Annotated in this window: 19 protein-coding genes; 7 read left to right on the top strand and 12 right to left on the bottom strand. The window is 67.5% G+C overall.

The window, feature by feature from the left end; all coding sequences use genetic code 11:
* Positions 1 to 51: 51 nt before the first annotated feature.
* The 7 genes from AC6RA4_RS00735 to AC6RA4_RS00705 form a co-directional block, all read right to left on the bottom strand.
* Positions 52 to 3,450: a calcium-binding protein gene (locus AC6RA4_RS00735; RefSeq protein ID WP_500156431.1), complete on the bottom strand. Its 3,399-nt coding sequence runs from the start codon at positions 3,448 to 3,450 to the stop codon at positions 52 to 54.
* Positions 3,451 to 3,781: 331 nt separating this feature from the next.
* Complete coding sequence (locus AC6RA4_RS00730) at positions 3,782 to 5,122, bottom strand: aspartate aminotransferase family protein (protein WP_500156412.1); 1,341 nt, start codon at positions 5,120 to 5,122, stop codon at positions 3,782 to 3,784.
* Positions 5,123 to 5,126: 4 nt separating this feature from the next.
* Complete coding sequence (locus tag AC6RA4_RS00725) at positions 5,127 to 6,110, bottom strand: phosphotransferase enzyme family protein (protein WP_500156410.1); 984 nt, start codon at positions 6,108 to 6,110, stop codon at positions 5,127 to 5,129.
* Between the two features lie 3 nt (positions 6,111 to 6,113).
* The gene (locus AC6RA4_RS00720; RefSeq protein ID WP_500156408.1) at positions 6,114 to 7,226 is read right to left on the bottom strand and encodes an ABC transporter ATP-binding protein; all 1,113 of its coding nucleotides are present in this window, start codon (positions 7,224 to 7,226) and stop codon (positions 6,114 to 6,116) included.
* A gap of 6 nt (positions 7,227 to 7,232) precedes the next feature.
* Positions 7,233 to 8,120 carry a carbohydrate ABC transporter permease gene (locus AC6RA4_RS00715; RefSeq protein ID WP_500156406.1) on the bottom strand — a complete coding sequence of 296 codons (888 nt, stop codon included), beginning with the start codon at positions 8,118 to 8,120 and terminating at the stop codon, positions 7,233 to 7,235.
* A 9-nt stretch (positions 8,121 to 8,129) separates the two neighbouring features.
* Entirely contained in the window at positions 8,130 to 9,407 is a 1,278-nt protein-coding gene (locus AC6RA4_RS00710) for an ABC transporter substrate-binding protein (RefSeq protein WP_500156404.1), read from the bottom strand.
* A 44-nt stretch (positions 9,408 to 9,451) separates the two neighbouring features.
* On the bottom strand, positions 9,452 to 10,267 hold the full coding sequence (locus AC6RA4_RS00705) for a carbohydrate ABC transporter permease (RefSeq protein WP_500156402.1): 816 nt from the start codon (positions 10,265 to 10,267) through the stop codon (positions 9,452 to 9,454).
* Positions 10,268 to 10,522: 255 nt separating this feature from the next.
* Here AC6RA4_RS00705 and AC6RA4_RS00700 point away from each other — a divergent pair, with 255 nt between their 5' ends.
* The 3 genes from AC6RA4_RS00700 (at position 10,523) to AC6RA4_RS00690 (ending at position 13,845) form a co-directional block, all read left to right on the top strand.
* Positions 10,523 to 11,320 carry a BtpA/SgcQ family protein gene (locus AC6RA4_RS00700; RefSeq protein ID WP_500156400.1) on the top strand — a complete coding sequence of 266 codons (798 nt, stop codon included), beginning with the start codon at positions 10,523 to 10,525 and terminating at the stop codon, positions 11,318 to 11,320.
* Between the two features lie 10 nt (positions 11,321 to 11,330).
* A complete protein-coding gene (locus AC6RA4_RS00695) occupies positions 11,331 to 12,833 on the top strand; it encodes an FGGY-family carbohydrate kinase (protein WP_500156398.1) in 1,503 nt (500 codons plus the stop codon).
* A 211-nt stretch (positions 12,834 to 13,044) separates the two neighbouring features.
* Complete coding sequence (locus AC6RA4_RS00690; protein ID WP_500156396.1) at positions 13,045 to 13,845, top strand: DeoR/GlpR family DNA-binding transcription regulator; 801 nt, start codon at positions 13,045 to 13,047, stop codon at positions 13,843 to 13,845.
* 19 nt (positions 13,846 to 13,864) lie between these two features.
* Here AC6RA4_RS00690 and AC6RA4_RS00685 read toward each other — a convergent pair whose 3' ends face one another.
* The 3 genes from AC6RA4_RS00685 to AC6RA4_RS00675 all read right to left on the bottom strand — a co-directional run bounded on the left by AC6RA4_RS00685 (position 13,865) and on the right by AC6RA4_RS00675 (position 17,003).
* Positions 13,865 to 14,644 carry an SDR family NAD(P)-dependent oxidoreductase gene (locus AC6RA4_RS00685; protein ID WP_500156394.1) on the bottom strand — a complete coding sequence of 260 codons (780 nt, stop codon included), beginning with the start codon at positions 14,642 to 14,644 and terminating at the stop codon, positions 13,865 to 13,867.
* A gap of 38 nt (positions 14,645 to 14,682) precedes the next feature.
* Positions 14,683 to 15,336 (bottom strand): HAD family hydrolase, encoded by a 654-nt coding sequence (locus tag AC6RA4_RS00680; RefSeq protein ID WP_500156392.1) that lies wholly within the window; start codon positions 15,334 to 15,336, stop codon positions 14,683 to 14,685.
* A gap of 197 nt (positions 15,337 to 15,533) precedes the next feature.
* Positions 15,534 to 17,003, bottom strand: coding sequence for a DUF2252 domain-containing protein (locus AC6RA4_RS00675; protein ID WP_500156390.1), 1,470 nt, complete (start codon positions 17,001 to 17,003; stop codon positions 15,534 to 15,536).
* Between the two features lie 294 nt (positions 17,004 to 17,297).
* Between AC6RA4_RS00675 and AC6RA4_RS00670 the strand changes: the two genes are divergently transcribed.
* From AC6RA4_RS00670 to AC6RA4_RS00655, 4 genes are all read left to right on the top strand, one after another.
* The gene (locus tag AC6RA4_RS00670) at positions 17,298 to 18,332 is read left to right on the top strand and encodes a TRAP transporter substrate-binding protein (protein ID WP_500156388.1); all 1,035 of its coding nucleotides are present in this window, start codon (positions 17,298 to 17,300) and stop codon (positions 18,330 to 18,332) included.
* Between the two features lie 77 nt (positions 18,333 to 18,409).
* Positions 18,410 to 18,907, top strand: coding sequence for a TRAP transporter small permease (locus AC6RA4_RS00665; RefSeq protein WP_500156386.1), 498 nt, complete (start codon positions 18,410 to 18,412; stop codon positions 18,905 to 18,907).
* A complete protein-coding gene (locus tag AC6RA4_RS00660) occupies positions 18,900 to 20,291 on the top strand; it encodes a TRAP transporter large permease (RefSeq protein WP_500156384.1) in 1,392 nt (463 codons plus the stop codon). The genes AC6RA4_RS00665 and AC6RA4_RS00660 overlap by 8 nt, the downstream gene beginning before the upstream one ends.
* Positions 20,292 to 20,473: 182 nt before the next feature.
* Positions 20,474 to 20,776, top strand: a complete 303-nt coding sequence (locus AC6RA4_RS00655) for an SH3 domain-containing protein (RefSeq protein WP_500156382.1) — start codon at positions 20,474 to 20,476, stop codon at positions 20,774 to 20,776.
* A gap of 7 nt (positions 20,777 to 20,783) precedes the next feature.
* On the opposite strand, the gene AC6RA4_RS00650 is transcribed toward AC6RA4_RS00655, so the two are convergent.
* Positions 20,784 to 23,933 (bottom strand): efflux RND transporter permease subunit, encoded by a 3,150-nt coding sequence (locus AC6RA4_RS00650; RefSeq protein WP_500156380.1) that lies wholly within the window; start codon positions 23,931 to 23,933, stop codon positions 20,784 to 20,786.
* Positions 23,930 to 25,282 carry an efflux RND transporter periplasmic adaptor subunit gene (locus tag AC6RA4_RS00645; protein ID WP_500156378.1) on the bottom strand — a complete coding sequence of 451 codons (1,353 nt, stop codon included), beginning with the start codon at positions 25,280 to 25,282 and terminating at the stop codon, positions 23,930 to 23,932. The genes AC6RA4_RS00650 and AC6RA4_RS00645 overlap by 4 nt, the downstream gene beginning before the upstream one ends.
* Between the last annotated feature and the right edge of the window lie 420 nt (positions 25,283 to 25,702).

The raw sequence follows: 25,702 nt of genomic DNA, 5'->3' as shown, positions 1-25,702 counted from the left end.
TGCCCGGGCCCGCCATCTCCGGCAGGCCCCCCCAGCCCCGGATTACCGCCTCTAAAGGAACACAAAGTTCCGTGCCGCGTTGACATCGGCGATGCGCAAATCGCCCTGCAGGAGCAGGCTGCCCTGCGAGCCGAAGCGCAGCGTGATGCCGTCGTCGCCGGCCACGAAACTCACGTCGGAGAGGCCGCTGATCCCCGGCAGGTCGATCTCGATCACGTCCTCGCCCGGGGTGAAATCGGTCACCACGTCGCCGCCCGTGAGATCGCCCTCCCCGAGCGCGAAGATGTCGCTGCCGGCCCAGCCGGTCATCGTGTCGGCGCCGCTGCCGCCCACGAGCCTGTCGTCACCGACCATGCCATTGAGCGCGTCATCGTCCTCGGCCCCGTTCAGCGTGTCGTTTCCGAGGCTGCCGACCAGCGTGTCATCGCCCTGGTTGCCGGAGATCTGGTCGTCGCCATCGGCGCCCTTCAGCGAGTCGTCGCCGCCCCAGCCCTGCAGCCGGTCGTTGCCCTCGCCGCCCAGCACCCGGTCGTCGCCCTTGCCGCCCACGAGCTTGTCGTCGCCGCCGAGCCCGTCGAGCGTGTCGTCACCATCGCCCCCGGTCAGCGTGTCGGCCCCGGTCGTGCCGGTGACGGTCAGCCCTTCCGGCGCCTCGGCCTCGGCCTCGGCATCGTCAGGCGGCTCGATGCCGGTGGTGTCGAAGGTGATCTCGATCACCTCGAAGGGCCGCAGCGTGACCGGCACGGTGGTGCCGTCGATCTCGAGATCGGTGAGCTCGGCGCGCACGTCGTTCTCGTTGATGTAGTAGCGCTGGCCGTCGATCAGGATGCTGCGCGCTTCCTGGAAGCCTTCGCCCGGCACGAAATGCACGCCATCGCTGGAATTGCTCGAGAAGTCGGCGCTGATCCTGGTCGCCGAGGCCTCGACGTAGTCGGGCACCAGCTCCGACAGGTCGAGCTCGAGATCCATCGTCGTGAGGGCGCGCGAGGCCACGTAGACAACCGTGCTGTCCTCGTTCTGCCAGGCGTGAAAGGTGAAGCTGCCATCCTCGAGCGAGAGCTCGGTGTCGAGCGCCTCGAGCCCCACGAGGCTCGACGACATCAGGTCGAACGCCGCGCCGTTGACCGTGTTGATCACCCGGCCCTCGGCATCGGTGATCACGTCTTCCTGCTGCTTGCCGGCAAGATCGGTGGGGGTGTTGTGCTGCACCGGCCAGACATGCGCCGCATCGACGCCGAGATCGCTCATGTTCGAGGTCATCTCGAGCATCACCGAGGCCGAGCGCAGCCCGGTCTCGGAGGTCGTCGAGGTGCGCACGTTCCACTCGGTGATGTAGAGGTCGAGCTCCTTGTCGAAGGCCTCGTCCCAGGTCGAGAAATCGCGGTTGATGAAGTTGAGCTCGCCGGTGGTGCCCTGGAAGTCCAGCACCTGCTTGTCGAAATAGTAGTGCTCCACCACGCCGTCGATGGCGTCGCGCGCCTCTTCGCCGAGCTGGTCGATGATGGTCTGGTTGGCCAGGTCGACCCGTTGCGCGAAGGGCCGGTCATCGACCGAGACGTGGTACTCCGAGCCCGCGAAGGGCGAGGCCATCTGCACGATGATCGCCGGCTGATCGTCTTCCCCGAGCCCCGCCGCCTCCATGCCGCGGGCCAGCGCGCCGGCGGCGACATCGGCCTTCGAGCCATAGGCGGTCTCGCCCATGCTCCAGTACTCGTTGCCGATCTCGAAGGCCTCGACCACGTCGGCGTAATCCCGCATCACCGCCTCGGCGAAGCGCTCGATGTCATCGTCGAGCTCTTCGTATTCGGCCACGGTGTAGTTCTTGGTGGGCAGCACCAGCGTGAGCTGGGCATCGTTCTCGCGCGCCCAGTCGAGCGCCGCGACCACCTCGTCGCGCAGGTCCCACTCACCGTCGGCGCCCTGCTCCATGACAAGGATGTTGAGGAAGCCCTCGCCATCCACCTCGAGATCGCCGGCGTCGCCCTGCCCGGCCGGAAAGCGCAGATGCGAGATGTCGAGCGCCTCGGCCGCCGGCCCGAAGGTCTCTTTCGGCACGCCGTCGATGGTGTTCACGCTGAACACCATGTTGCCGCCGAAATAGGCCTCGTCCATGACCTCGCCGGTGCCGGAGGACGACAGCACCGTGACCTCGGTGGCGTCGGAGAGCGGCAGCGCGGTGACGACCGGCGTGACCGACCCGAGATTGCCGAGCCAGTTCCTCGGGTCGCCGAGATCTTCGGCATCGAAGCCCTCGACCACCGCGATCACCGTGCCGTTGAACACCAGCGCCGCGCCGCTGCCGTCTTCGGCCTCGGTGACCGAGCCGCCGGCAAGCGCCTCGACGGCCGTCAGCGGCGTGCCGTCCGCGCGTACCAGGGTGATCGTCTCGCGGCCGCCATCGTTGCCTTGCAGATCGTAGGTGTAGATGCGCATCGGCTCGAAATCGCCCTCGCCGTCCGGCACCACCAGCTCGTAGCTGTCGTTGCCCACACCACCGGCCAGCGCGTCGCCCTCATCGCCGCGCAGCGTGTCGTCGCCTGCGTTGCCGACCAGCGAGTCGCCCACCGCCTCGGCCCCCGGCCCGTCGACACCGATGATCAGGTCGTCGCCCGCCTGACCGTCGAGATAGTCGCCACCGCCGAGGCCGGTGATCGTGTCGGTGCCGTCGCCCGCGAAAATCTGATCGCCCGCCTCGGTGCCGGTCAGATCGTCGTCGCCGTCGAAGAAGCCCGTCAGCTCCGGGGCGAAGTTGCCGACCCAGATCGTGTCGTAGAGCAGCTCCTCGGCGGTGTAGCCTTCGACATTCAGCACCGCCTGACCGTCGATGAGCACGCTCGCTCCTTCTCCGTCCGGAAGATCCACCACCTCCGGGACATAGGTGCCATCGAAGAAGGCAGTGCGCGGGATGATCTCGCCTTCGGGCGTGACGAAGACCACCCGGTCCGGCACCTCCTGATCGGTGAAGCGGGTGAAATCGAGATCGGTGATGGTGACCGGCTCCGCCCCCTCCTGCCCGACCGGCACGATGAACAGATCGGCATTGGCGCCGCCGGTCAGGGTATCGCCATCGTCGCCCCAGAGCGCATCGATGCCATCACCGCCATCGACGACATCCGGCGCTCCGAGCTCCTCGTCGGTGAACCGCATCAGATCGATGCCAGCGCCGCCCGACGCGGTATCGGAGCCCTGATTGTCCGCGATCCTGTCGTTGCCGTCGCCGCCATCGTAGAGATCGTCCCCGGCCCCGCCGGTCAGCACATCGGCACCCGCGCCACCGCTGAGCGTGTCGTTTCCGGCACCGCCCTCGAAGGTGTCGTCACCGTCCGCTCCGAGCAGCTCCTGCCCGTCCTCTTCCTCGGTGTCGATCTCCGGTTCCAGATCCACGCCGTCGGCGCTGCCGTCGCTTCCGGAAGAGCCCGCGCTGGCAAGCAGCCCGCCAAACAGAAGCATGAAAAGCACAAATGGCGTCATCGAGGCCCCCAAAGATCGAAATCGGCCTCGGTTCGCGAGCGAGAGGCACATAATCCTTAAAGGGACATTAACGCCACATTCTCGCCAAATTTGAAGAGATTACTGAGAACAGTCTGTTTCTCAATGGCCGGTGTCGCCCTTTGGAACGCCTGTCGCAGACGCGAAATCGGATCTCCCTCCCGATGTGTCGGCAGTCGGCGCCGCGCCACTTCGCCGCCGATCAGAGGCAAGCGCGCCTCGCCTCCCGCCACGCAAGGCGACGGCTGGCTGCGCGGCGCAGCAGCCGTCGCTTTGACGTATCGGCGGCGCGTCAGCCGGGCGCAAGCGCCGTACAGGTTTCTTCGAGCGCACCAAGGAACACTGCGGCGTCGTCCGGGCCGAAGCAGAGCGGCGGGCGCACCTTGAGCACGTTCCCGAACGGCCCGGTCGCGCCCACCATGACGCCGCGATCCCGCAGCCCGTTGATCAGCGCGCGGGCCGCGGCGGCATCGGGCGTGCGCGTGCCCGGGATGCTGATCTCGACGCCAAGGAACAGGCCCGCCCCGCGCACATCGCCGATGATCGAGCCCTCGCCCTGAAGCGCGCGGATCCCGGCCCGAAGCTGCTCTCCCATCACGCGGGCGTTTTCCAGCAGGCCCTCGTCGCGCAGGATGTCGAGCACCGCGAGCCCGGCGACCGCTGCAACAGGATTGCCTCCGAAGGTGTTGAAATAGCCGGCATTCCGGCGACAGAACTCGGTCAGGATCTCGGGCCGCGTCACCGCGCCCGACATCGGAAAGCCGTTGCCCATCGGTTTGCCCATGGTGACGATGTCGGGCACGACGCCATGCGCCCCGAAGCCCCACATCGACGTGCCGGTGCGCCCGAAACCGGGCTGCACCTCGTCGGCGATGAACAGCCCGCCCGCCGCCTGCACCGCCGCGACGGCGGGCGCGATCAGCCCCTCGGGGGCGGCATAGACGCCGTCGCTGGAAAAGATCGTGTCGAAGATCAGCGCCGAGAGCCCGTGGCCCGTCGCCTCGAGATCGTCGATGGCCCCCTGCACGGCGGCGGCAAAACTGGCGCCGGGATCGGCATCGCCGCTGCGGAAGGCCTCGGGCGGCGGCACGGTGCGCACGTGGTCGGGCACCGAGCGGTCCGAGCGCGAGCCCGGCGAGATCGCCGTCGTGGTCGAGGAATTGCCGTGATAGGCGAGCTCGGTGACGATCACCCCGCGCTTGCCGGTAAAGCTCTCGGCCATGCGCAGCGCGAGGTCGTTGCTCTCCGAGCCGGTGCAGGTCAGCACGACATTGTCGAGCCCGGCGGGAAACTCCGCCAGCAGGCGCTCGGCATAGTCGTGCACGATCTCGACGAGGTAGCGCGTGTTGGTGTTGAGCACCGCAGCCTGCCGCCCGATCGCCTCGGCCACGCGCGGGTGCGAATGCCCGACGCAGGGCACGTTGTTGTAGAGGTCGAGATAGCCGCGGCCCTCCTCGTCATACATCCAGGCGCCGCGCGCCCGGGCCATGCGGATCGGCTTTTCGTAGAACAGCACCGAGGACGCGCCGAAGGTGGCCTTGCGCCGCGCCAGCGCCGCGGCGAGCGCCGGGTCGTCGACCGGGGCGGTCTCGTCGAAGCGGTTCAGTTCGATGACTTCGCTGATCTCTGGCATGTCTCTATCCGTGATCTGTGAGAAAGCGCTCGGCGAGCGCGACGGTGCCCGCGGTGAAGCCGGCGCCGGCGCGCTGCGCTGACGGGGTCTCGGAATGGCCGGCCACCCAGGCGGTCAGCTGGATGCGGCGCAGCATCACCAGCGCGGGAAGAATGGCCTCGTCCTCGGGGGTGACGCGACCGACCCGGCGGTACCCCTCAAGCCAGGCCGCGCGCAGCGCGTCGAGGCGCGGGTCGGCTTCGTAGAGGCTGACCGAGGCGGCGAAATCGAACATGTACCAGCCCATGCCGCAATCGTCGAAATCGATCACCCCGAGCCGGTCGCCCTCGGCCATCAGGTTGGACGGTTTCATGTCGGCATGGATGAGCCCCCAGCGCTCCGGCCCGGTGCCGTAGGCATCGGTGAGCGCGCGCAGCCGCGTCACGGTGCGCTCGAGCACCGCGATGCCCTCGGGCTCGAGCCCGATCGCGCCCCGCCAGTCGCCCCAGTCGGCGTCCGGGCCGATACAGCTCTGCCAGTTCCAGACCCGCCGCACGAAGCCCTCTGGGCGCGGCCAGCGGCGCGCGTGGTCGTGCAGCCGCGCGGTGATCTCGCCGAGATCGTCGAACCAGCGCACGAGGTCTCCGACCTCGTCAGGCGGATGGCCAGGCATGAAGGCGAAGGCGCCGATGAGGATCGGCAGGCCGTCGACCTCGCAGCGCACCAGCGGCGTGCCGTCGGTCAGCGGGATCGGAGCCGGTGTCGGCACCACCCGCTCGGCCCGCAGCGCTGCGAGCCAGGCCAGTTCCGAGCGGATCTCGGCCTCGGAGTTGTAGCCCGGACGCTGGACCCGCAGCACGATGCGCGCGACCGGCGGTTCGGCGAGGAACGTGGCGTTCTCGGAGACCGTCAGCAGCCGCAGCGGCGTGTCCGGCGCCAGCCCCCAGCGCGGCAGCGCGGCGCGCAGCGTGGTCTCGAGCGCGGACAGGAATGCAGCGTCGTAAAGCATCGGTCAGCGCGGGATCTTCCGGGTGGTTTCGGGATCGAAAAGGTGCATCCGCGTGGTGTCGGCATAAAGCCGCACCGGCCTTGCGACCTCCCAGTCGCCCTCGGCCGGAAGCCGGGCCGCCAGCTCGACGCCGCCCTGCCCGAGGCGGACGTTCAGAATGGTCTCGGGGCCCAGCGACTCGACCGTCTCGACGGTGGTGTCGATGGCCGCCGGTGCGGCGCCCTCGGGGGATTCGAACAGATCCTCGGGGCGAATACCGCAGATCACCTCGCGCCCGGCATAGGGGGCATAGGCGGCGCGGTAGACCTCGGGCACCGGCACAGACAGCCCCGGCGCGGTGACCACCAGCGCCTCGCCCGACGCCTCGAGCCGCGCCGGGATCAGGTTCATCGGCGGGGTCGCAAGGAAGCCCGCAACGAAGGTGTCGGCCGGGTCGCGATAAACATCCTGCGGCTTGCCGACCTGCACGATCTCGCCGCCGCGCATGATGCAGATGCGGGTGCCCATGGTCATCGCCTCGACCTGATCGTGGGTGACGTGGATCATCGTGGTCCCGAGCGTGCGGTGCAGCTTGATCAGCTCGGTGCGCATCACCGAGCGCAGCTTGGCGTCGAGGTTCGACAGCGGCTCGTCGAGCAGGAAGGCGCGCGGCTCGCGCACCAGCGCCCGGCCCAGCGCCACCCGCTGGCGCTGACCACCCGAGAGCTGCGAGGGCTTGCGGTCGAGCAGCGGGCGGATGCCCAGCGTCTCGGCCACGCCGGAGATGCGGGTGTCGATCTCGGGTGCCGGGGTGCCGCGCAGCTTCAGCCCGAAGGCCATGTTCTGCCGCACCGACATGTGCGGATAAAGCGCGTAGTTCTGGAACACGATGGCAAGGTCGCGCTCGGCCGGGTCGACATCGTTGACGCGCTGGCCGTCGATCAGCAGATCCCCCTGCGAGATCGGCTCGAGCCCGGCGATCATCCGCAGCGTCGTGGACTTGCCACAGCCCGAGGGGCCGAGGAAGATCATGAACTCGCCGTCCTCGATCTCGAGGTCGATGCCCTTGACCGCGTGGACCGCCGAGGCCCCCTGCCCGTAGATGCGCGAAACGGAGTTGAGTTGGATGGATGCCATTACGTCTTAGTCCTGAACCTGACGCATCGAGCGCCACAGCACGGCGGTCATGCCCGCGATCACGATGAGAAGCATCGCCGCCATGGCGCAGGCTTCGCCCAGATCGAGGCTCACGAAGGCGCGCCGATAGATGAAATAGGAGATGAGGTCGGTGGCCACGCCGGGGCCGCCGCGGGTCATGATGTAGATGATGTCATAGGTCTTGATGGCAAAGATCATGCGAATGAGCAGCGTCACCACGATGACCGGCTTCATCATCGGCAGCGTGATGTGCCAGAAGCGCTGGAACGCCGTCGCCCCGTCCATCCGTGCCGCCTCGTAGGGCTCGGGCGGGAGCGAGCTGAGCCCGGCCAGAAGCAGCACCACCATGAACGAGACCTGGTGCCAGATATCGACAAGCACCACCGTCCAGAACGCCATGTCCGGCGCCCCGAGCCAGTTGACCGGCTCGATCCCGATTGTGCCCAGAAGCCAGTTCACGATGCCCAGCGTCGGGTGCAGGATCATCCGCCACATCAGGCCCACCACCACCGGGTTGATCAGCAGCGGGCAGAGCAGGATCAGGTAATAGACCGTCTTGCCGCGCCTTGCGTCGTTCAGCATCAGCGCCACGAGGAAGCCCGCGACGAACTGGATGCCGACCACCGCCACGACGAAAAGCAGCGTGATCCAGGCCGAGTGCAGGAACTCGCCGTCATTGGCCGCCTTGGCATAGTTCCCCAGCCCGGCAAAATCGTCGTAGCCGGGGAAGATCAGGGAGTAATTGTAGAAAGAGGTGATCCCAGCCCAGACGATCGGGAACAGGACCACCGCCGCAAGAAGGAGGAGACCCGGCGCTGTCAGCAGCCAGCCGAAGCGCCGGTTCTCTCGTTCCATGGTCGTCGCATGCGCCATGAGGCGGGGTTACTCCTGACGGCCGTCTTTGATGGCGAGCTCGTCGAACTCGGCCGCCGCGGTATCGAGCGCTTCCTGCGCGGTCTTCTCTCCCGAAACGGCGAGCGACAGCTCACGCCCCAGCACCTCGACGAATTGCGGGGTGTAGGTGAAGGTCGGGAAGTTGTGCGATCCCAGCAGCAGCTCCTTCAGGTCGGCGGTCTGCGGGTATTTGGCGACCACCTCGGCGTCGTCGAACACGTCGAGCCGGGTCGGCGAGCCGCCGAGCAGCGCGCGCTTCTTGGCGATCTCCGGGCTTTCGACCCATTTCAGGAATTCCCAAGCCGCATCGGCATTGGGCGAGGATTTCGGGATCGCCCAGCCCCATGCGCCGTTGAGCGAACCACCCTCTTCCGGCGTCTGGCCCGGCACGCCCATGATCTCGCCCTTGCCGACGATAGCCGAGCCCGAGGGATCGTCCACGGCGGCGCGGAAGAAGTTGTAGGTGATGTAGCTGTAGGCCTGCCCCTGGCTGAAGACGTTGAACGCCTCGTCGAAGGAGAAGCTGGCCGCGCCCACCGGGCCGTACTCGTTGAGGTTGGTGATGTAGTCGTCAAGCGCCGCCACACCCTCGGGCGAGTTGAACACCGCGTGCCAGCCATCGTCGATGAAGGCGCCGCCCTTGGCGAAGAGGTAGTTCGACCATTCCATCGCGATGGGATCGGGGCGCAGGCCCTGGTTCACCACGCCGTAAGAGCCATCCTTGGTGAAGAACTTCACCTGCTGGAGATACTCGTCCCAGGTCTCGGGCTTTTTCAGTTCGGTGCCGAACGCGTCCATGTAGGCGGCCTTGTTGGCCTCGTCCTCGAGCAGGTCGGTGCGGTAGAGCAGCCCCATGGCGTAGTTGTAGAAGGGCAGCATGTAGGTGGTGCCCTCGACCTGCCCCACGAGATCCATCATCGCGGGCACGTAGACCGAGGTGTCGAAGCCGTCTGCGGCGATGCGCTCGTCGAGCGGCTGCATCCAGCCCGCCTTGAAGAACTCGCCGACCCAGTAGAAATCCACCACGATGGCCGAGTAGCTGCCGGAATTGGCGACAAGCTGCGGCACCAGCTTGGTGTGCATCTCGGCGTAGTTCACCACCTCGAGGTTCACGTCGATGCCGGTGGCCTCTTCGAACTCGGGCAGAAGCTCCTGGATATAGGTGGTGTCCGGCACCGCCTCCATCAGGATGTTGACCGTCTCGGCCTGCGCCGCGGCGGCGGTCAGCGCCAGCGCGCTGAGCGAGGTAAGCATGGTAGTCTTCATCTCGTGTCTCCTTGTTGAACGGGGCTCCCGGTCTTGCTGCCGGGTCATTTCAGGGCGCCGAGCGACAACCCCTTGATCAGGTATTTCTGTAGGAACGGCAGGAAGATCAGCACCGGCGCCAGCGCCAGAAGCGTGGCCGCGGCGAGCGGCGCGATATTGACCCCTGCATGGGTCTCGAGCGAGGCGAGCCCGACCGCAAGCGTCTGGCTCGAGTGGTTGCCGAGGATCAGCGCGTAGAGGAACTCGTTCCAGCTCATGATGAAGCCGAGCAGACCCGCGGCGATGATGCCGGGCATTGCCACCGGAATCGTCACCCTGGTGAAGGCCTGCCAGCGCGTGGCGCCGTCGCAGCGCGCCGCCTCTTCCAGCGAGCGGCTGTCCTCGTCGAAGAAGGAAATCATGATCCACGCCATGAACGGCAGGTTGATCGCCACATGCGCGATGGTGATCGCGATGATGCCGGGCACCGGCATCAGGGTGGTGAAGACGAGGAACATCGGCAGCACCAGCACGATCGGCGGGATCATCTGGCTCGCCAGAACCATCATCATCAGCGGCCAGCCCCCGGTGCGGAAGCGCGCAGTGGCATAGGCCATCATCGCGGCGGCGGGCAGCGAGATCGCCGTCGCCAGCACCGCGACAAAGACCGAATTGCCGAACCAGCGGGTGAAATCGTACTGCGTGAGCACCTCGACGAAGTTGTGCAGACCCACCTGCCCGATCTCGGGCGGCAGCTTGTAGGCGGTGAGCTTGTCGGTGAGGCTCACCCGCAGCACCCACAGAAGCGGCAGCGCGATGCTCGCCGAGAAGCCGGCAAGGATCAGGTGCCGGATCGCCACGCTTGCGCGCCGGCCCTTCATGTCGCCCCCGAAATCTGGCGGTTCACCCTGTGCGTCATTGTTCGTCGTCCCGAATTTTCATCAAGGTTTCCACGGCACAGCGCATCGCGCAACAAAAATGATCGAATTTTCTTGCGTTTTTGTTTGTTTTTGTGAGAACCGTTTCAACACGATGCTTTTGCAAGCAAACCGCACCGCGCCTCTGGGCGGCGGGCGGGACAGGACAGCACCGCCGGGCCAGAACGCGCCCGGCCCACAGGGAAAAGGCAGTGAGTCATGACACTTGAATTCTTCGGGGCCAACAAGAAGGGCGTCATCGCCATGGCCCATATCGGCGCGCTGCCCGGGTCGCCGCTCTATGATTCCGATGGCGGCATGGCGAAGCTGATCGACGAGGTCGCCGAGGACATCGAGAAGCTGCAGGCCGGTGGCGTGCATTGCATCATGTTCGGAAATGAAAACGACCGCCCCTACCAGCTCAAGGCCTGCCCGCAATCGCTGGCCGCGATGACCGCAGTGGTGATGGCGGTGAAGCCGATGCTGAAAGTGCCGTTCGGGGTCAACTACCTGTGGGATCCGGTGGGCACCGTGGCGATGGCCAACGCCACCGGCGCCAGCTTTGCGCGCGAGATCTTCACCGGGCTCTTCGCCTCTGACATGGGCCTCTGGGAGCCCAATGCCGGCGAGGCGCTGCGCCTGCGCCGCAACCTCGGCTGCGACGATCTCAAGCTGTTGTTCAACATCAACGCCGAGTTCGCCTCCTCCATCGACAGCCGCCCGATCGAGCTGCGCGCCAAGAGCGCGGTGTTCTCGTCGCTGGCCGACGCGATCCTCGTCTCCGGCCCGCTGACCGGCCAGTCGGCGGAAACCTCGGACCTGCGCAAGGTGCGCGAGGCGGTGCCCGACACCCCGCTTCTCGCCAATACCGGCGTCAAGATCGACAACGTGCGCGAGGTCATGTCGATCGCCGACGGCTGCGTCATCGGCACTCATTTCAAGGTCGATGGCGACACCTGGAACAAGGTTGACGCCGACCGGGTGAAGCGCTTCATGGACGTGGTCGACAGCCTGTAAGAGGCCTTCAATGCCAAACGATTACGTCATCGGGCTCGATATCGGGACCACCAGCACCATCGCCGCGCTGGTGGCCGTGCCGACGCAGGTCGTGGCCACCGCGAGCCGCCCGGTGACGCTGTCGTCGCCGCATTACGGCTGGGCCGAGGAAGACCCCGAAGAGTGGTGGTCCAACGCCTGCGCCGTGCTGGCCGAGATCATGACCGCCCTGCCCGAAGGCGCCACGCTGCGCGGCCTCTGCGTCACCGGCATGTTGCCGGCGGTGGTGCTGCTCGATGCCGACGGCGCGCTTCTGCGCCCGTCGATCCAGCAAAGCGACGGGCGCTGCGGCGCCGAGGTGCAGGACCTGGCCGCCGAGATCCCCGAGGCGGGCTTTCTCGACCGCACCGGCAACGGCATCAACCAACAGCTCGTGGCGACCAAGCTGCGCTGGATCGAGCGGCACGAGCCGCAGGTCTTCGCCCGGATCGCCACGGTGTTCGGCTCCTACGATTTCATCAACTGGCGCCTGACCGGCCATCGCGGGGTCGAGCACAACTGGGCGCTCGAGGCCGGCTTCATCGACCTCGAGGATCATGCGGTCGCCGATGATCTCGTGGCGCTCGCCCACCTGCCCCCCGAGGCGATCCCGCCGAAACATGCCTCGCATGACGTGATCGGCAGCGTGACGCAGGCGGCAGCCGCGGCCACCGGGCTGCCCGCCGGCCTGCCGGTCTTTGGCGGTGCCGCCGATCACATCGCCTCGGCGCTGGCTGCAGGGCTGACCGCGCCCGGCGACGTGCTGCTGAAATTCGGCGGCGCCGGCGACATCATCGTGATCTCCGACGCCGTGCGCCCCGACCCACGGCTGTTCCTCGACTACCACCTCGTGCCCGGGCTCTACGCCCCCAATGGCTGCATGGCGGCGACGGGATCGGCGCTGAACTGGTTCTCCGCGTTGCTAATCCCCGAACCGGGGGCCGAGAAGCCCCACGTGACCCTCGACCGGCTGGCCGCCGAGGTGCCTCCGGGCAGCGACGGCGTGCTGTGCCTGCCCTATTTCCTCGGGGAAAAGACCCCGATCCACGACCCGCTGGCGCGCGGCACCTTCACCGGGCTCGGGCTCAACCACAGTCGTGGCCATCTCTGGCGCGCGCTGCTCGAGGCGGTGGCCTATGCCTTCCGCCACCATCTCGAGGTGCTCGAGGAGATCGGACACCGCCCGCGCACGCTCTATGCCTCCGACGGCGGCAGCGCGAGCCGGGTCTGGATGCAGATCATGGCCGACGTGGCCGGGCGCCCGGTGCAGGTGCTGGGCAACGCATACGGCTCCTGCGCGGGCGCGGCCTGGGTGGCCGCGGTTGCCTCCGGCGCGGCACAGTGGCAGGACATCTCGAACCTCGTGGAATATGGCGAGGTCTACCAGCCCGACCCGGACGCCGCCGCGCTGCACGCCGCGGGCTACGAGGATTTCCGCGCCCTCTACGAGACGCTGAAGCCGTTCTTCCACCGCAAGCGCGCGGCAGAGGTTTGACACGCCGGGCGAGGCTGCTAGACGCGTCGCCCAAAAGCATCAGGAAGGCACATCTCCCGTCACTCCGCGTTGAAAGCCGAACGTTTTCCAACAAGGATGAGCAAGGGGGAGCGCAAGAGGCGCGGTTCAGCGCCAGTCGCGCGCCGGGCAGTGCCGACCGAAGCGCCCGGCCAGGCGGGGCGGGCGGGCCAGCAGGAGGAGCAGGCAGACGATGACGACCGAGACGTCCAGACCGCGCGGCAAGCTGATCGGCCATGTCCGCAAGGACCGCATCTCTCAGATGGTGCGGGAGAACGGTTTCATGTCCTGCGCCGATCTCGCCGAGGCGTTCGGCGTCTCCGAGATGACCGTGCGCCGCGATCTGGTGGAGCTGGAAGAGCGTGGCGACCTGCGGCGCAAGCATGGCGGCGCCATCGCCACTGCCGACAGCGAGGCGCCGGCGGTGAACGAGCCGTTCTTCGACGAACGCCTGCAGCGCCACACCGATGCCAAGACGCGGATCGCGCGGGCGGCCTCGGCGCTGGTGCAGCCGGGCCAGATCACCGCGCTCGATGTCGGCACCACGACCTATGAGCTGGGCCGGCTGCTGGTCGCCAACCCGCAGCACCGCCTGTTCACCAACAACCTGCGCATTGCGGCGCTCGACGCGCAGGCCGAGGTCTACCTGCTGGGGGGGCGGCTGCGCCCGAACGAGAAATCCATGGTCGGCCCGATCGCGCTGGAGCAGGCCAACAAGCTCTGGTTCGACATTGCCTTTATCGGGATCTCGTCGATCTCGACAAGCGGCGTGTTCGACTATTCGATCGAGGATACCGAGATCAAACGCGCCTACATGGCGCGCGCCACAAGGCGCGTGGTGCTCGCGGATTCCTCGAAATTCGACGAGATGGCGCTGGTGCAGATCGCAGCGCTCGACCAGTTCGACGCGCTGGTGACCGACCGCGCGCCCGGGGGCAAGCTCGCCGACGGGCTCCGCGCCGCCGAGGTCGAGGTGATCGTGGCGGAGGCCTGAGCCCCCGCCCGGCCCGCACTCAGGTCGTGTAGACCCCGCCGGTGACGTTGATCCCCTGCCCCGTCATGAAGCCCGCGGCCTCCGAGGCGAGGAAGGCCACCAGCGTGGCGATGTCCTCGGGTTCCTCGAGCCGGCCGAGCGGCGTCTGCCCTACATAATCGGCGACCACCGCTTCGGGGGTGATGCCGCGCAGCTCGGCCTCCCACGCGACCTCGCGCTCCTGCATCCCGGTGCGCACGAAGCCCGGGCAGACCGCGTTGACGCGGATGCCGTTCGGCGCCAGCTCTCGCGCCAGCGCCTGCGTCCAGCCCAGCACTGCGAATTTCGAGGCCGAGTAATGCGCCAGCAGCGGCGCGCCGATCTTGGCGGCGAGCGAGGCGGTGTTGACGATCACGCCAGAGCCCTGAGCGAGAAACTGGCGCGCGGCGATCTGGTTGGTGAGAAAGACGCCCCGGGTGTTGACGTCGAGGTTGAAGTCCCATTCCTCGTCGGTGAGGTCGATGGCGCGGTTCATCGTCGAGACACCGGCATTTGCGCAAAGGATGTCGTAGCCGCCCAGCGCCTCGGCGGCCTCGGCAAAGGCGGCCTCGACGCTGTCGCGCTTGCGCACATCGATGCCGAGGCCCACATGCTGCGTGCCCAGCCCCGCGGCCGTCTCGCAAGCGGCCTCCTTGTCGAGATCCGCGATCGCCACCGTGACGCCATGCTCGGCCAGCGTCGCGCAGATCGCCGCGCCGATGCCCTTGGCCCCGCCGGTTACGATGGCGCGTTTCCCCGCGAGGTCGGTTCCGATCTTCATTGCTAGTCGCTCCTTCTGCCGGCCCCGCCGGCGGTTTCTTACTGGGGGTGACGGTCGCCGAGCAGCGGCCCGATCAGCCGGTCGAGCGTGGTCACGGTGAGCTCGGCACCGGGCACCTGCGGCATCTCCGTGGCGATCCCGAGCACCCGCAGCCCCGCCTCGCGGGCCGAGCGTGCGCCGGTCGGGCTGTCCTCGATGGCAGCGAGCTGCGCCGGGGCGAGGCCGAGCCGCTGCGCGGCGCTGGCGTAGGGTTCGGGATGCGGCTTGCCGTTGGTCACGTCGTCGAAGCTGATGGTGAACTCCATCCGCCCGGCGATGCCCAGAGCCGCGATATTGGCATCGACCACCCGCCGCCCGGAATTCGAGACGCAGACCATCCGCAGCCCCGTCGCTTCGAGCGCGTCGAGCAGCGCCTCCATCCCCGCAAGCGGCGCGAGTTCATGTGCCCGTGCGCAATAGACGTCGATGATCCGCGCGGTCCAGCTTGCGTGGGTCAGCGTCGACGGGCGGCGCGGTGCCAGCCCGTGCCAGACATCGTCGAGATGCACGCCGTGGAAATGGTCGTCGGCCAGCCCAGCCAGATCGACGCCGGTCTCGGAGCAGACCTGTTTCAACACGTCCAGATGCAACGGCTCGCTGTCGACCAGCGTGCCGTCGATGTCGAAGGCCACCGCCTCGATCCGCGCCGTCATGCGCGTGCCACCGCGCGCCCGGCGCCGCCGAAGGCCGGTTTCAGAGGGGTCTGCCACGCCACTATGTCCAGTCCAGTCTTTCGCATGCAAGAGCGATACACCAGATTCGAACATATACAAACATTATTACACGCTTTCGCGCGAAATCAGTGCATCTGACCACGCGACGCCCTCGCGCGGAGGCAGCTCTTGCAGCGTCAGCGGTAGCGCTTCTGCGACATGTTGAAGGCGCCAAGCTTGAGGTCGCGCCTGTAAAAGGCGTGATCGCTCTTGATCCGCTTCACCGCAGCGCGCGCGAAACAGAGGATATCGTCGATGAAGAGGTCGTTGGGCTCCATCGCCTCGAGGATGCGCGGCTCGATGCGGTAATCGAGCTCGCCGGCATCGTCCGAGCGCGCATGCGCCTGCGCCAGCGCCAGCCCACAGGCATGGGCGTATTGCTTCCAGCTCTTGTCCGACAGGTCGTCCAGGTCGATGTCATCGCGGAACGGCGCGCGCTCGCGCGACATGAAGCTCATGCCGTCGGTCTCGACGCTGCCATAGAACACGTCGCCATTGGCAAGGTGCACCGCCTGCCCGTGCGCGATCCGCTCGCCCTCGCGCCCGGCGAAGAAGTCGTTCTCCGGCACCAGCCCTTCGAGCGCCGAGCGGCGGGCGCGCTTGAACTCGACGATGAGGTCGTCGGTGGCATCCTTGCTCGGCCCCTCGATGAGACAGTAGTAGCGCGGCAATCCAAGCGATGCGGTGCCCTGCCCGTGGCGGATACACACATCCTTGACCTTCAGTTCCCCGGCGCGGCCCGACGGCTCGATACCGTTCTGCTTGGCCACCTCGTTCACATAGCCCTGGAACTCGGGGATCCGCGTCGAGATCGGGGTCAACTCCTCGTTGGCCGGAAAGCCGCGGCCGTTCTCGTTGAGGTAGCGGTCCCAAAGCCATTTCTTGCGGCTCTTGGCGGCTTTCCTGAACATCCGCTTTACAACGTCCGGGCTGTTGTCGGCGCGCATCTGCTGGCTCGCCTCTTTGTCGTGGCGGGCGTAGAAGGCGATGCCCTCGCGGTAGCCCTCAAGGAACTTGCGGGTGATTTTCTTGCGCAGCTTCTTCTTGTGGCCGCCGACCTCTTCCGAGGCGATGAGGAAGCCCGTCGCGCCGCGCTTCAGATCCCAGGTGAAGGGGGCGTAGAGCACGTCGTCGAAATCGTTCACGCCGAAGATCGGTACGTTGTCCGCGTTCGGCATGATGCCGAAATTCTCGGGATGGACATCGCCCAGCGCCAGCACCGTCGGCATGCGCTCGTCTTCGCCCAGCATGTCGCGGTGGAACAGCAACGAGGTGCCCCGGAAAAACGAAAACAACGAGTCCGCCAGTTCCTCGAACTTCTCCTTGGCGCCCTCCGCCTTCTCGTCGATGCGCACCGCGTGGTCCTCGACGATCGTGTCGCGCACATGCAGACGCCGCTCGAAGCCCTGCAGCGCCGAGGGCCGCATCACGCAGGGGTATTTGACGAAGGCACGGCACAGCTCTCGGTAGGACTCGACCCGGCTTTCGAGATTGCTGACCGGAGCGATGGCCTCGTCGCGCTCGGCCTTGCGCGAGGCGCTCTTGCCCGATTTGGTCGATTTGCGTGCCGAAGGCTTTCGTGCGGTCGACTGGTTCGTCTTGCTCATGCGTCTTCTCCCGTCGGTTTGCAGACCAACGAGATCGGTCGCGGCCGGGTTCCTCCGCCTCCCCGCGCGCCGCTGTTTCGCGCAGTCCCCGCCCTTGGCTGATTCCGCCGCCATGCGCGAACAAATCTGCGGCAAATCCGCCGGTTTCAGCAGGAAACCCAATACATTCATTGCACTAGATACATGTAATAAGTATGCAAATTTCCGGTTGACCCAACCATCCCCCTGCACGTTATAATAAGCCTACATACTATTTGCCTCAGAGGGGCAAACACCATCCAGATGGAGGAATGGATGACCAGATTCACGCAAATCATCAGTGCCGCTGCGCTTGCCGCCGCGATGGGCACCGCCGCGACCGCGCAGGAGGTGACGCTGATCCTGCATCACTTCCTGCCGCCGGTCTCCAGCGCCCACAAGAACATGCTCGAACCCTGGGCCGAGAAGATCGAGGCCGAAAGTGACGGTCGCATCGCTGTCGAGATCGCCCCGTCCATGGCCATGGGCGGAAAGCCCAACGAGCTTTACGGCCAGGTCCGCGACGGCGCCGCAGACATCGTCTGGAGCCTTCTGGGCTATACCCCGGGCGTGTTCCCGCGCAGCGAGGTCTTCGAGCTTCCGCTGGTCCATGCCGGCTCTGCCTCGGACACGACCGTCGCCCTGAACGCCTCGATCGACATGCTTGCCGAGGATTTCAAGGATGTGAAGGTGCTGTTCCTGCACAGCCATGACGGCAACCTGATCCACACCTCGAGCAAGCCGGTCCGCAGCTTCGAGGACGTGGCGGGGATGAAGCTCCGCACCCCGGGCCGCACCGGCGCGTGGGAGATCACCGGCATGGGCGCCGAGCCGGTCGGCATGCCGGTCCCGTCCCTGCCCGAGGCGATGGCCAAGGGCGTGGTCGACGGCGCTCTGACCACCTACGAGATCGTTCCCGCGCTCAACCTTCAGGAACTCGACAAGTACACCACCGAGCTTCCCGACGGCGACCGCTTCGGCACCTCGGTGTTCATGCTCGCGATGAATAAGGACATCTACGAGGACATGCCCGAAGACCTGCGCGCGATCATCGACGCCAACTCCGGCATGAACGTCGCGCGCGAGATCGGCGAGCTCTGGGAAGGCTTCGAAGAGCCGGGCATCGCGGCGCTCGAAGCCGCCGGTGTCGAGCGCATCATCCTCTCCGAGGACGAGGCCGCGAAGTTCGATGCGGTCAGCGAACAGGTCGTGCAGCAGTGGATCGACGAGGTGACCGCCAAGGGCATCGACGGTGCGGCTCTGGTCGAAGGCGCCCGCGCCGCCGTGGCCGCGGCCCACGCCGAGCGCTAAGCCGTCCTGCGGCTGAACACCGCGCGGGAGGGGCCGGCTGCCCCTCCCGTCTCCAGTGATTTCCGAGGGAGGCACTCATGAATGCCATTCTCTGGCGTGCAGCCGACGTGTTCGCGCTGCTCGGAGGCGTCATCCTCCTGATCATCGTCCTTGTGACCACCACCAACACCAGCGCCTTCATCCTCGACCGCATCGCGCGGCTGATGGGCTCGGGCGTCTCGGGCCTTCCGGGCTACGAGGATTTCGTGCAGCTCTCGATCAGCTGCGTGGCGCTGATGTTCTTCCCGTTCTGCCAGGCCAATCGCGGCCACGTCTCGGTCGAGCTGTTCATGGAGCGGCTGCCGGCGGTGGTGCAGCGCATGATCGACCGGGTCTGGCTGCTGCTGACCGCCGGCATGGCGCTGTTTCTCGCCTACTGGATGGTCTTCGGCATGGTCGAGGCGCGCGATGATGCCGCTGTGACCTCGGTGCTCAACTGGCCGGTCTGGCCGTTCTACATTCCCGGCATCGCGTCGATGGTCCTCTGGGCCCTTGTCGCGCTGGCCCAGATCCGCGGCGAGGTGCGCCATGCTTGATCCCATCACCATCGGCATCCTCGGCCTTGCCGTCCTGTTCCTGCTGCTGCTCCTGCGCATGCCCGTGGGCATCGCGATGATCGTGGTGGGCATCGGCGGCACCTGGGTGCTGAGCCTTGTCGTGCCCTTCGTGCGCTTCGTGCCCTATATCCGGCAGTTCAAGTCGCTGCTCTGGGAGAACGTCGCCAATTACGATCTCTCGGTGGTGCCGCTCTTCGTCCTGATGGGCTACATCGCCGCCGAAGCGCGGCTCTCGTCGGACCTGTTCAAGGGGCTCGAGGCGCTTCTATCGCGGCTGCGCGGCGGCGTGGCGATGGCCGCGGTCGCCGCCTGCGGCGGCTTCGGCGCGGTCTGCGGCTCGTCGCTGGCCACCGCCGCCACCATGGGCAAGGTCGCCCTGCCCGAGCTGCGCAAGCTCGGCTACGATCCCCGCCTCGCCTCGGGCGCGCTTGCCGCCGGCGGCACGCTGGGCATCCTGATCCCGCCCTCGGTGGCGCTGGTGATCTATGCCATCATCGTCGAGGGCTCGATCCTCAAGATGTTCCAGGCGGCGGTGATCCCCGGCCTTCTGGCAGTCGTGGGCTTCATCCTGGTGATCGCGGTCTCGGTGAAGCTGAACCCCTCGCTCGCCCCTGAGCCCAAGCCGATGGAGCGCGAGGAGCGCCGCGTCGCCCTGCGCCGGCTGATCCCGGTCATCGCGATCTTCGGCTCGATCATCCTCGGCCTTGGCTTCGGCCTCTTCACCCCCACCCCCGCCGCATCGATCGGCGTCTTCGCGATCACCGTCTACGGGTTGATCCTGCGCTGGATCACCGGCGAGGGGCTCGGGCTCGCGGGGCTGGTGCGCGCGGTGCGCGCCACCGCGATCACCGCCGGCATGATCTACCTGATCCTGTTCGGCGCCGAGGTGCTGAAGGGCTTCTTCACCCGCACCGGCCTGCCGCAGGCGCTCAGCGAATGGGCCGCCACCAGCGGGCTCGACCCGATGCTGGTGCTGGTGATCATGCTGGTGATCTTCGTCATCCTCGGCTGTTTCATGGAGAGCCTCGCGATGATCCTTGTGGTGGTGCCGTTCTTCTGGCCGACGCTGATCGCGCTCAACGGCGGCGATTTCGTCACCGCCGACACCGCCGCCTTCGGCATGGACAATGACAGCCTGAAGATCTGGTTCGGCATATTGGCCCTGATCGTGGTGGAGCTGGGGCTGATCACCCCGCCGGTGGGGCTCAACGTGTTCATCATCGCCTCGCTGGCGCAGAACACCAGGATGGCCACGGTGTTCCGCGGCGTCATGCCCTTCCTCGGGGCCGAGGTGATCCGGGTCGCGATCCTGCTGATGATCCCGGCGCTGACGCTCTTCGTCCCGCGTCTGCTGGGCGGCTAGGGGCGCTTCCGGACACCATTCACGAAGGGGGCGTTCGCGCCCCCTTCGTTTTTTTGGCTTGAGGCAGCGGTGCGCGCCCTGTCGCCCCTCGGCCCGGACAGGCGCATCAATCCGTTTCGTTTTGCCCCCCGAAAGGGTAGACTGCCGCAAAAGGCAACAAGAGCAGACAACAGGAGACAGCCATGCGCAGATCATGGTTCAGGGCGCTTGCGGCAGGCGTGACAGCCGCTCTTCTCATCACCCAGCCAGCCGGCGCGGGCCTGCGCGACCGCTACGAGGTCTACGGGGTCGAAGAGGGCGACATGCTGAAGATGCGTGGCGGGCCGGGCACCGGGTACGATGTGATCCTCGGCCTGCCGAACGGCACCGTGGTGCGCGTCCACGACTGTACCCAGACCGGCAGCACGCGCTGGTGCGAGATCTCGCTCGACAAGGCGCGCGCGGTGCGCGGCTTTGCCTCCTGGGCCTACCTGCGCGAGCTTTGAGCGGCGCTCAGGCGCCGGGGGCGAGATCCCGCGGCGCCTCTTCCGACGCTGGCGCATCGTCTTCGGCCTCCCCCGGCGCGAGGCGCAGGCCGAAATCCTCGAGGATTGCCAGCAGCGCCGGGGTCACGAACAGCGCCAGCAGCGTCGCCGAACTCAACCCGAAGGCGAGGCTCGCCACGATCGGACGCAGGAACTGCGCCTGCGTGCTCTGCTCGAAGAGCAGCGGCCCCAGCCCCGCGACGGTGGTCAGCGAGGTGAGGAAGATGGCGCGGAAGCGGTCGCGCACCGCCTCCTGTCCCGCCTCGAGCATCTCCGCCCCGGCGGCGCGGCGTTCGCCGATGAAGGCGTCGAGCAGGATGGCGTTGTTGACCACCACCCCCGCCAGCGTCGCCAGCCCCATCAGGCTCGGCAGCGAGATCTGCAGCCCCAGCGCCATGTGGCCCCAGATCACCCCGACAAGGCTCAGCGGGATCGCCGCGATCACCGCCACCGGGCGCAGGAAGCTGCCCATGAAGAAGGCCAGCAGCAGGTAGACCCCGACCAGCCCCGCCGCGAGGTTGCGCGACAGCGAGGCGCCGGTGGTGGCGGTGTCCTCGGCCTCGCCCAGCACCAGCACCGACACGCCGGGGCGCGTTTCGGCGAGCCCCGGCAGATAGTCGGCGCGCATCGCCGCCATCAGCTCCTGCGCGTTGGCGACGGCGGTGTTGATCGAGCCCTGCACCGAGACCGCGCGCTGCCCGTTTACATGGGTGATGGTGTTGTAGCCGCGGGTCTCGGTGACCTCGGCCACGGTCGAGAGCGGCACCCGCGCGCCGTTCGTGCCCGGCACCTTCAGCGCCAGGATGTCGTCGAGCGTTTGCCGATCCGGGGCGTTGAGCCGCGCCACCACGTCGACCTGCCCCCAGGGATCGGCGAAGCTCACCGCGCTGTCGCCGCGGAAGGCGGCGCGCAGCTCGGTGGCGAGCGCCTGCGGCGTCACCCCGAGCAGGGCGGCGATGCCGGGGCGGATGCGGATGACAATCTCGGGCTTGCCGGCGCGCAGGTCGAAGGTGACATCGCGCACCCCGTCGAAATCGCGGAAGAAGCGGCGCAGCTCGCGGGCGGTGAGCGCCAGCGCGTCTAGATCCTCACCCACCAGCCGCAGGTCGATGGGCTTGCCGCCGGCGCCGCGTTCCTTGTCGGTGAAGCGGAGCGCCGCCATGTCGGGCATCGGCCCGGTGAGCTTCTTCCAGCGGTCGACGATGGCGGTAACCTCGGTGCTGCGCACCCCCGCGGCCAGCAGCGCGGCGCTCACGGTGGCCATGTTGGGCCCGGTGCTGGGCGCGTCGGCATTGACGCCATAGGTCACCGTGTAGCCGCTCACCAGCGGCTGGCCGTCGGGCTGGTCGGGGCTCCACTCGGCGTTCATCTGCTCGAGCGCCTTCACCACCCTGGCGACCCGCGCCTCGGTGCGGGCCAGCGGTGCGCCCTCGGCGAGCAGCAGCCGCGCCTCGACCGTGTCGCTCTCGAGGCTGGGAAAGCTCTGGTACTTGATGAACCCGCCGGTGAAGGGCGCCACCGACAGCCCCACCAGCAGCACCGCGAGGCCGAGCGTCAGGTAGCGGAAGCGCAGCGCCAGCCCCGCCAGCGGCACCACCACGCCGTCGCGCAGCCGGTCGAAGGCGCCGTTGACGGCGCGCTGCACCGGGCCTTGGGTGATCTCGTGTCGCAGCGAGTGGCGCATGTGCGACGGCAGGATCAGGAAGGCCTCGATCAGGCTGACGGTGAGGGTGATCAGCAGCACGATGGGGATGTATTTCAGGATCGCGCCGATAGTACCGGTGAGAAAGCCCAGCGGCCCGACGATCATCGCCGTGGTGAGGAACGACGCAAAGACCCCGGGCCCGACCTGCATCACGCCGCGCACCGCCGCCTCGCGGGCGCTCGCCCCGGCCTGCCGGTGGCGCACGATGTTCTCCGAGATCACGATGGCGTCGTCCATCAGCAGGCCGGTGGCGACCAGCAGCGCCACCATGGTCATCATGTTGATGGTGTAGCCCAGCAGCTGCATGGCGAAGATCGCGCCGAGGAACGACACCGGCAGCCCCATGGCCACCCAAAAGGACAGGCGGAAGCCGAAGAACAGCCACATCACCGCCAGCACCAGCAACAGGCCCTGCAGGCCGTTCTCGCCGATGATGCGCAGCCGGTCGCGGATGTTCGAAGTCGAATCCTGCGACACGCTGAGGGTGATGTCGCCCGGCGCCTCGGCACGGGCCGCCGCGATCTGGCGGTCGAGCGCCGCCTTGACCCGCAGCGCATCCTGCGAGGCGGTTTTCGAGACCGCGACGATGGCGGCGCGGTCATGGCCGTAAAAGCTCGCCTGCGCCGGATCGTCAAAGCGCTCGCGGAGGGTGGCCACGTCGCCCAGCCGGATCTCGCCGCCGGTGGCGCTGCCCGCGACCGGGATCTGCGCCAGCTCGCCGGGGCGGCGCTGTTCGCCGAGGAACCGGATCGCCGCGTCCCCTGCCGGACCCTCGAGCGTGCCCGCGGGCATGTCGAGGCTGTGGCGCGCCAGCGCGGCGCCGATGTCGGAGACCTCGAGCCCGAAGCGCTCGAGCGTGGCCTGGTCGAGCTCGACCGCGACCTCGCGGTCGGAAAAGCCCTCGACGCTGACCTGCGAGATGCCGGGATCGGCGCGCAACCGCTCGGCCAGCCCCTGCGCATAGGCGAAAAGCACCGCCGGATCGTCGGGGCCGGTGACCGCGACCGACGACACCGAGGCGATGCGCTCGACGATCTGGGTCAGCGGCGCCTCGGCCTTGTCGGGGAAATCCGAAATGCCGTCCACCGCGTCTTTCACGTCGTTGTAAAAGCGCGCCATGTCGGCGCCCTCGACGATCTCGGCCGTGATCTGGGCAGCGTTCTCGCGGGCGAGGCAGGTGAGCTCGGCGAGGTTCTCGACCCGCATCAAGGGGATCTCGGCGACGGTGCAGATGCCGCGCTCGACCTCGGACGGCGTGGCACCGGGATAGGTGATGCGCACCGAGACCTGAGAGGGCGGGGTCAGCGGGAAGGTATCGCGCTGCAGGCTCGGCAGCGCCAGCAGGCCGAGGCCCAGAAGCGCGATCATCAGGATGTTCGCGGCGGTGCGGTGGCCCGCGAAGAGCCGGATCATTTCGAGGCCTCCCCGCCCTGACCACCCTGTCCGCCCTTGCCGCCGCCGGTCTTCGCCGGGGCGGCGCTCTGGCCGCTGGCCAGTGCCGCGATCTCGGCCTTGCGCGCCGCGTCCTCAACTGGTTTTACCATCATGCCGGGCACCGCCACCGAGGGGTCGGTGATCACCAGTATGTCGCCATCGGCAAGGCCCTTTGCCGGCACCGCGATCTCGCCCGCGAGCAGCGCGATCTCGACCGGGCGCTTCTCGAGCCTGCCCTCGGACGAGACCACCAGCGCGCTGCCGCTGCGCACCGCCTCGGCGGGCACCACAAGCGCCGCTTGCTTCGGCGCCGAGAGCTGCACCTCGACCACCATGTTGCGGCGCAGCGGCGGGCGCTTGCCGGCGGCGCTTTTCGACAGCGGATCGGTCACCCGCACCACCACGCCGACGCTCTGGGTCTGGGCGTCGATCGCATCGCCCACCCGCTCGATCGTGGCGGGCCAGCTCACCGAATGGCCGGGAGCGGGCAGCGTAACGCGGGCGCTGAGGTCGGTCACCGCCGCGTCCTCGCCCATCAGGCGCAGGAGCGGCCCGATGCGGCCGATGGGGAACTGCGCCGCGATGTCCACTGCCTCGGTGCCCTCGGCGCTCAGCAGGGTCTGGCCGCTGCCGACATATTGGCCGAGGTCCGCGGCAAGATCGGTGATGCGCAGATCGTAGGGCGCGCGGATTTCGGCGAAGCCGAGCGCGCGCTCGAGCGTGGCGCGCTGGGTGCCCAGCACCTCGCGCTCGGCGGCATTGAGCAGGAGCTGGTTCTCGAGATCCTTGACCTTGGTGCGGGCCGAGACCTCCTGCCGCTTGGCGGTGTCGAGCGCCGCCTGCGTCGCCGCGCCCTGACGGCTGAGCTGCTCCTGCCGCCCGAGATCGCCGCGGGCCAGCTCGAGATCAGCTTCCGCCAGCGTCAGGCTCGCTCGGATGGTGTCATCCTTGACCTGCGAGGCGGCGATCTGCGCGTCGACGCCCGCAAGATCGAGCCGCAAGTCGCTGTCGTCGATGCGGAAAAGCAGCGTCCCGGCGGGGACGATTTCTCCCGCGGCGAGGCCATCGGCCATCTCGACCACCTCGCCGGCGACCCGCGCCACCGCGCGCCATTCGCGCACCGGCTCGACCGCGCCATAGCCTCTGACCGAGGGCACAAGCTCGACCGGTGCGACGGTGATCACCCGCACCGGGGTCGGCGGGCGTTGCGCGCTCGAAGCTTCGGGCAAGCTGCGGAAGGCCCCCGCATAAAGCACCGCGGCCACCCCGAGGGTAGCGGGAACCGCAAAGGCCAGCGCCCGCCCGATCACTGTTGCTGCGTTTGCCATGCGTGACTCCGTCTTTGCCTCGATCGCCCCCAGGTGGCGTCCGGCGGTACTATGAGCGAAGGGCGACGCAGGCGCGACTGAAAATATATGATAAGCTGAATATTTCTTTCTCGGAGGCGATTTACCGCCCGCTTTGCCAGCCACGCGGTCACGCGCTGCGCGGCAAAATGGCGCCCGAACGGGCGTTTATGCCGCGAACTGAGTCCGGCTTTTCCGGTGCGGATGGTCGCGCGGAGCCATGCAATGGCTGCCAAGCCGGGCTGCCAACGCGACGGGGCTTGCTGCAAGACGCGCAAAAATGCTGGCCTGTCAGTTGGTTGCCGCCACCTCTTCGAGTGGCGAAAGGCGAGCATGGGGGCCGGGCTTCGCGCGATCCGCCGTTGCGTCTGCGGCCATAAACATTCATAATGAGGAATATCA

This window comes from Salipiger sp. (assembly GCF_059781815.1).
Note: the sequence above shows the minus strand (reverse complement) of the source record. Positions and strands in the feature narration are given on the sequence as shown.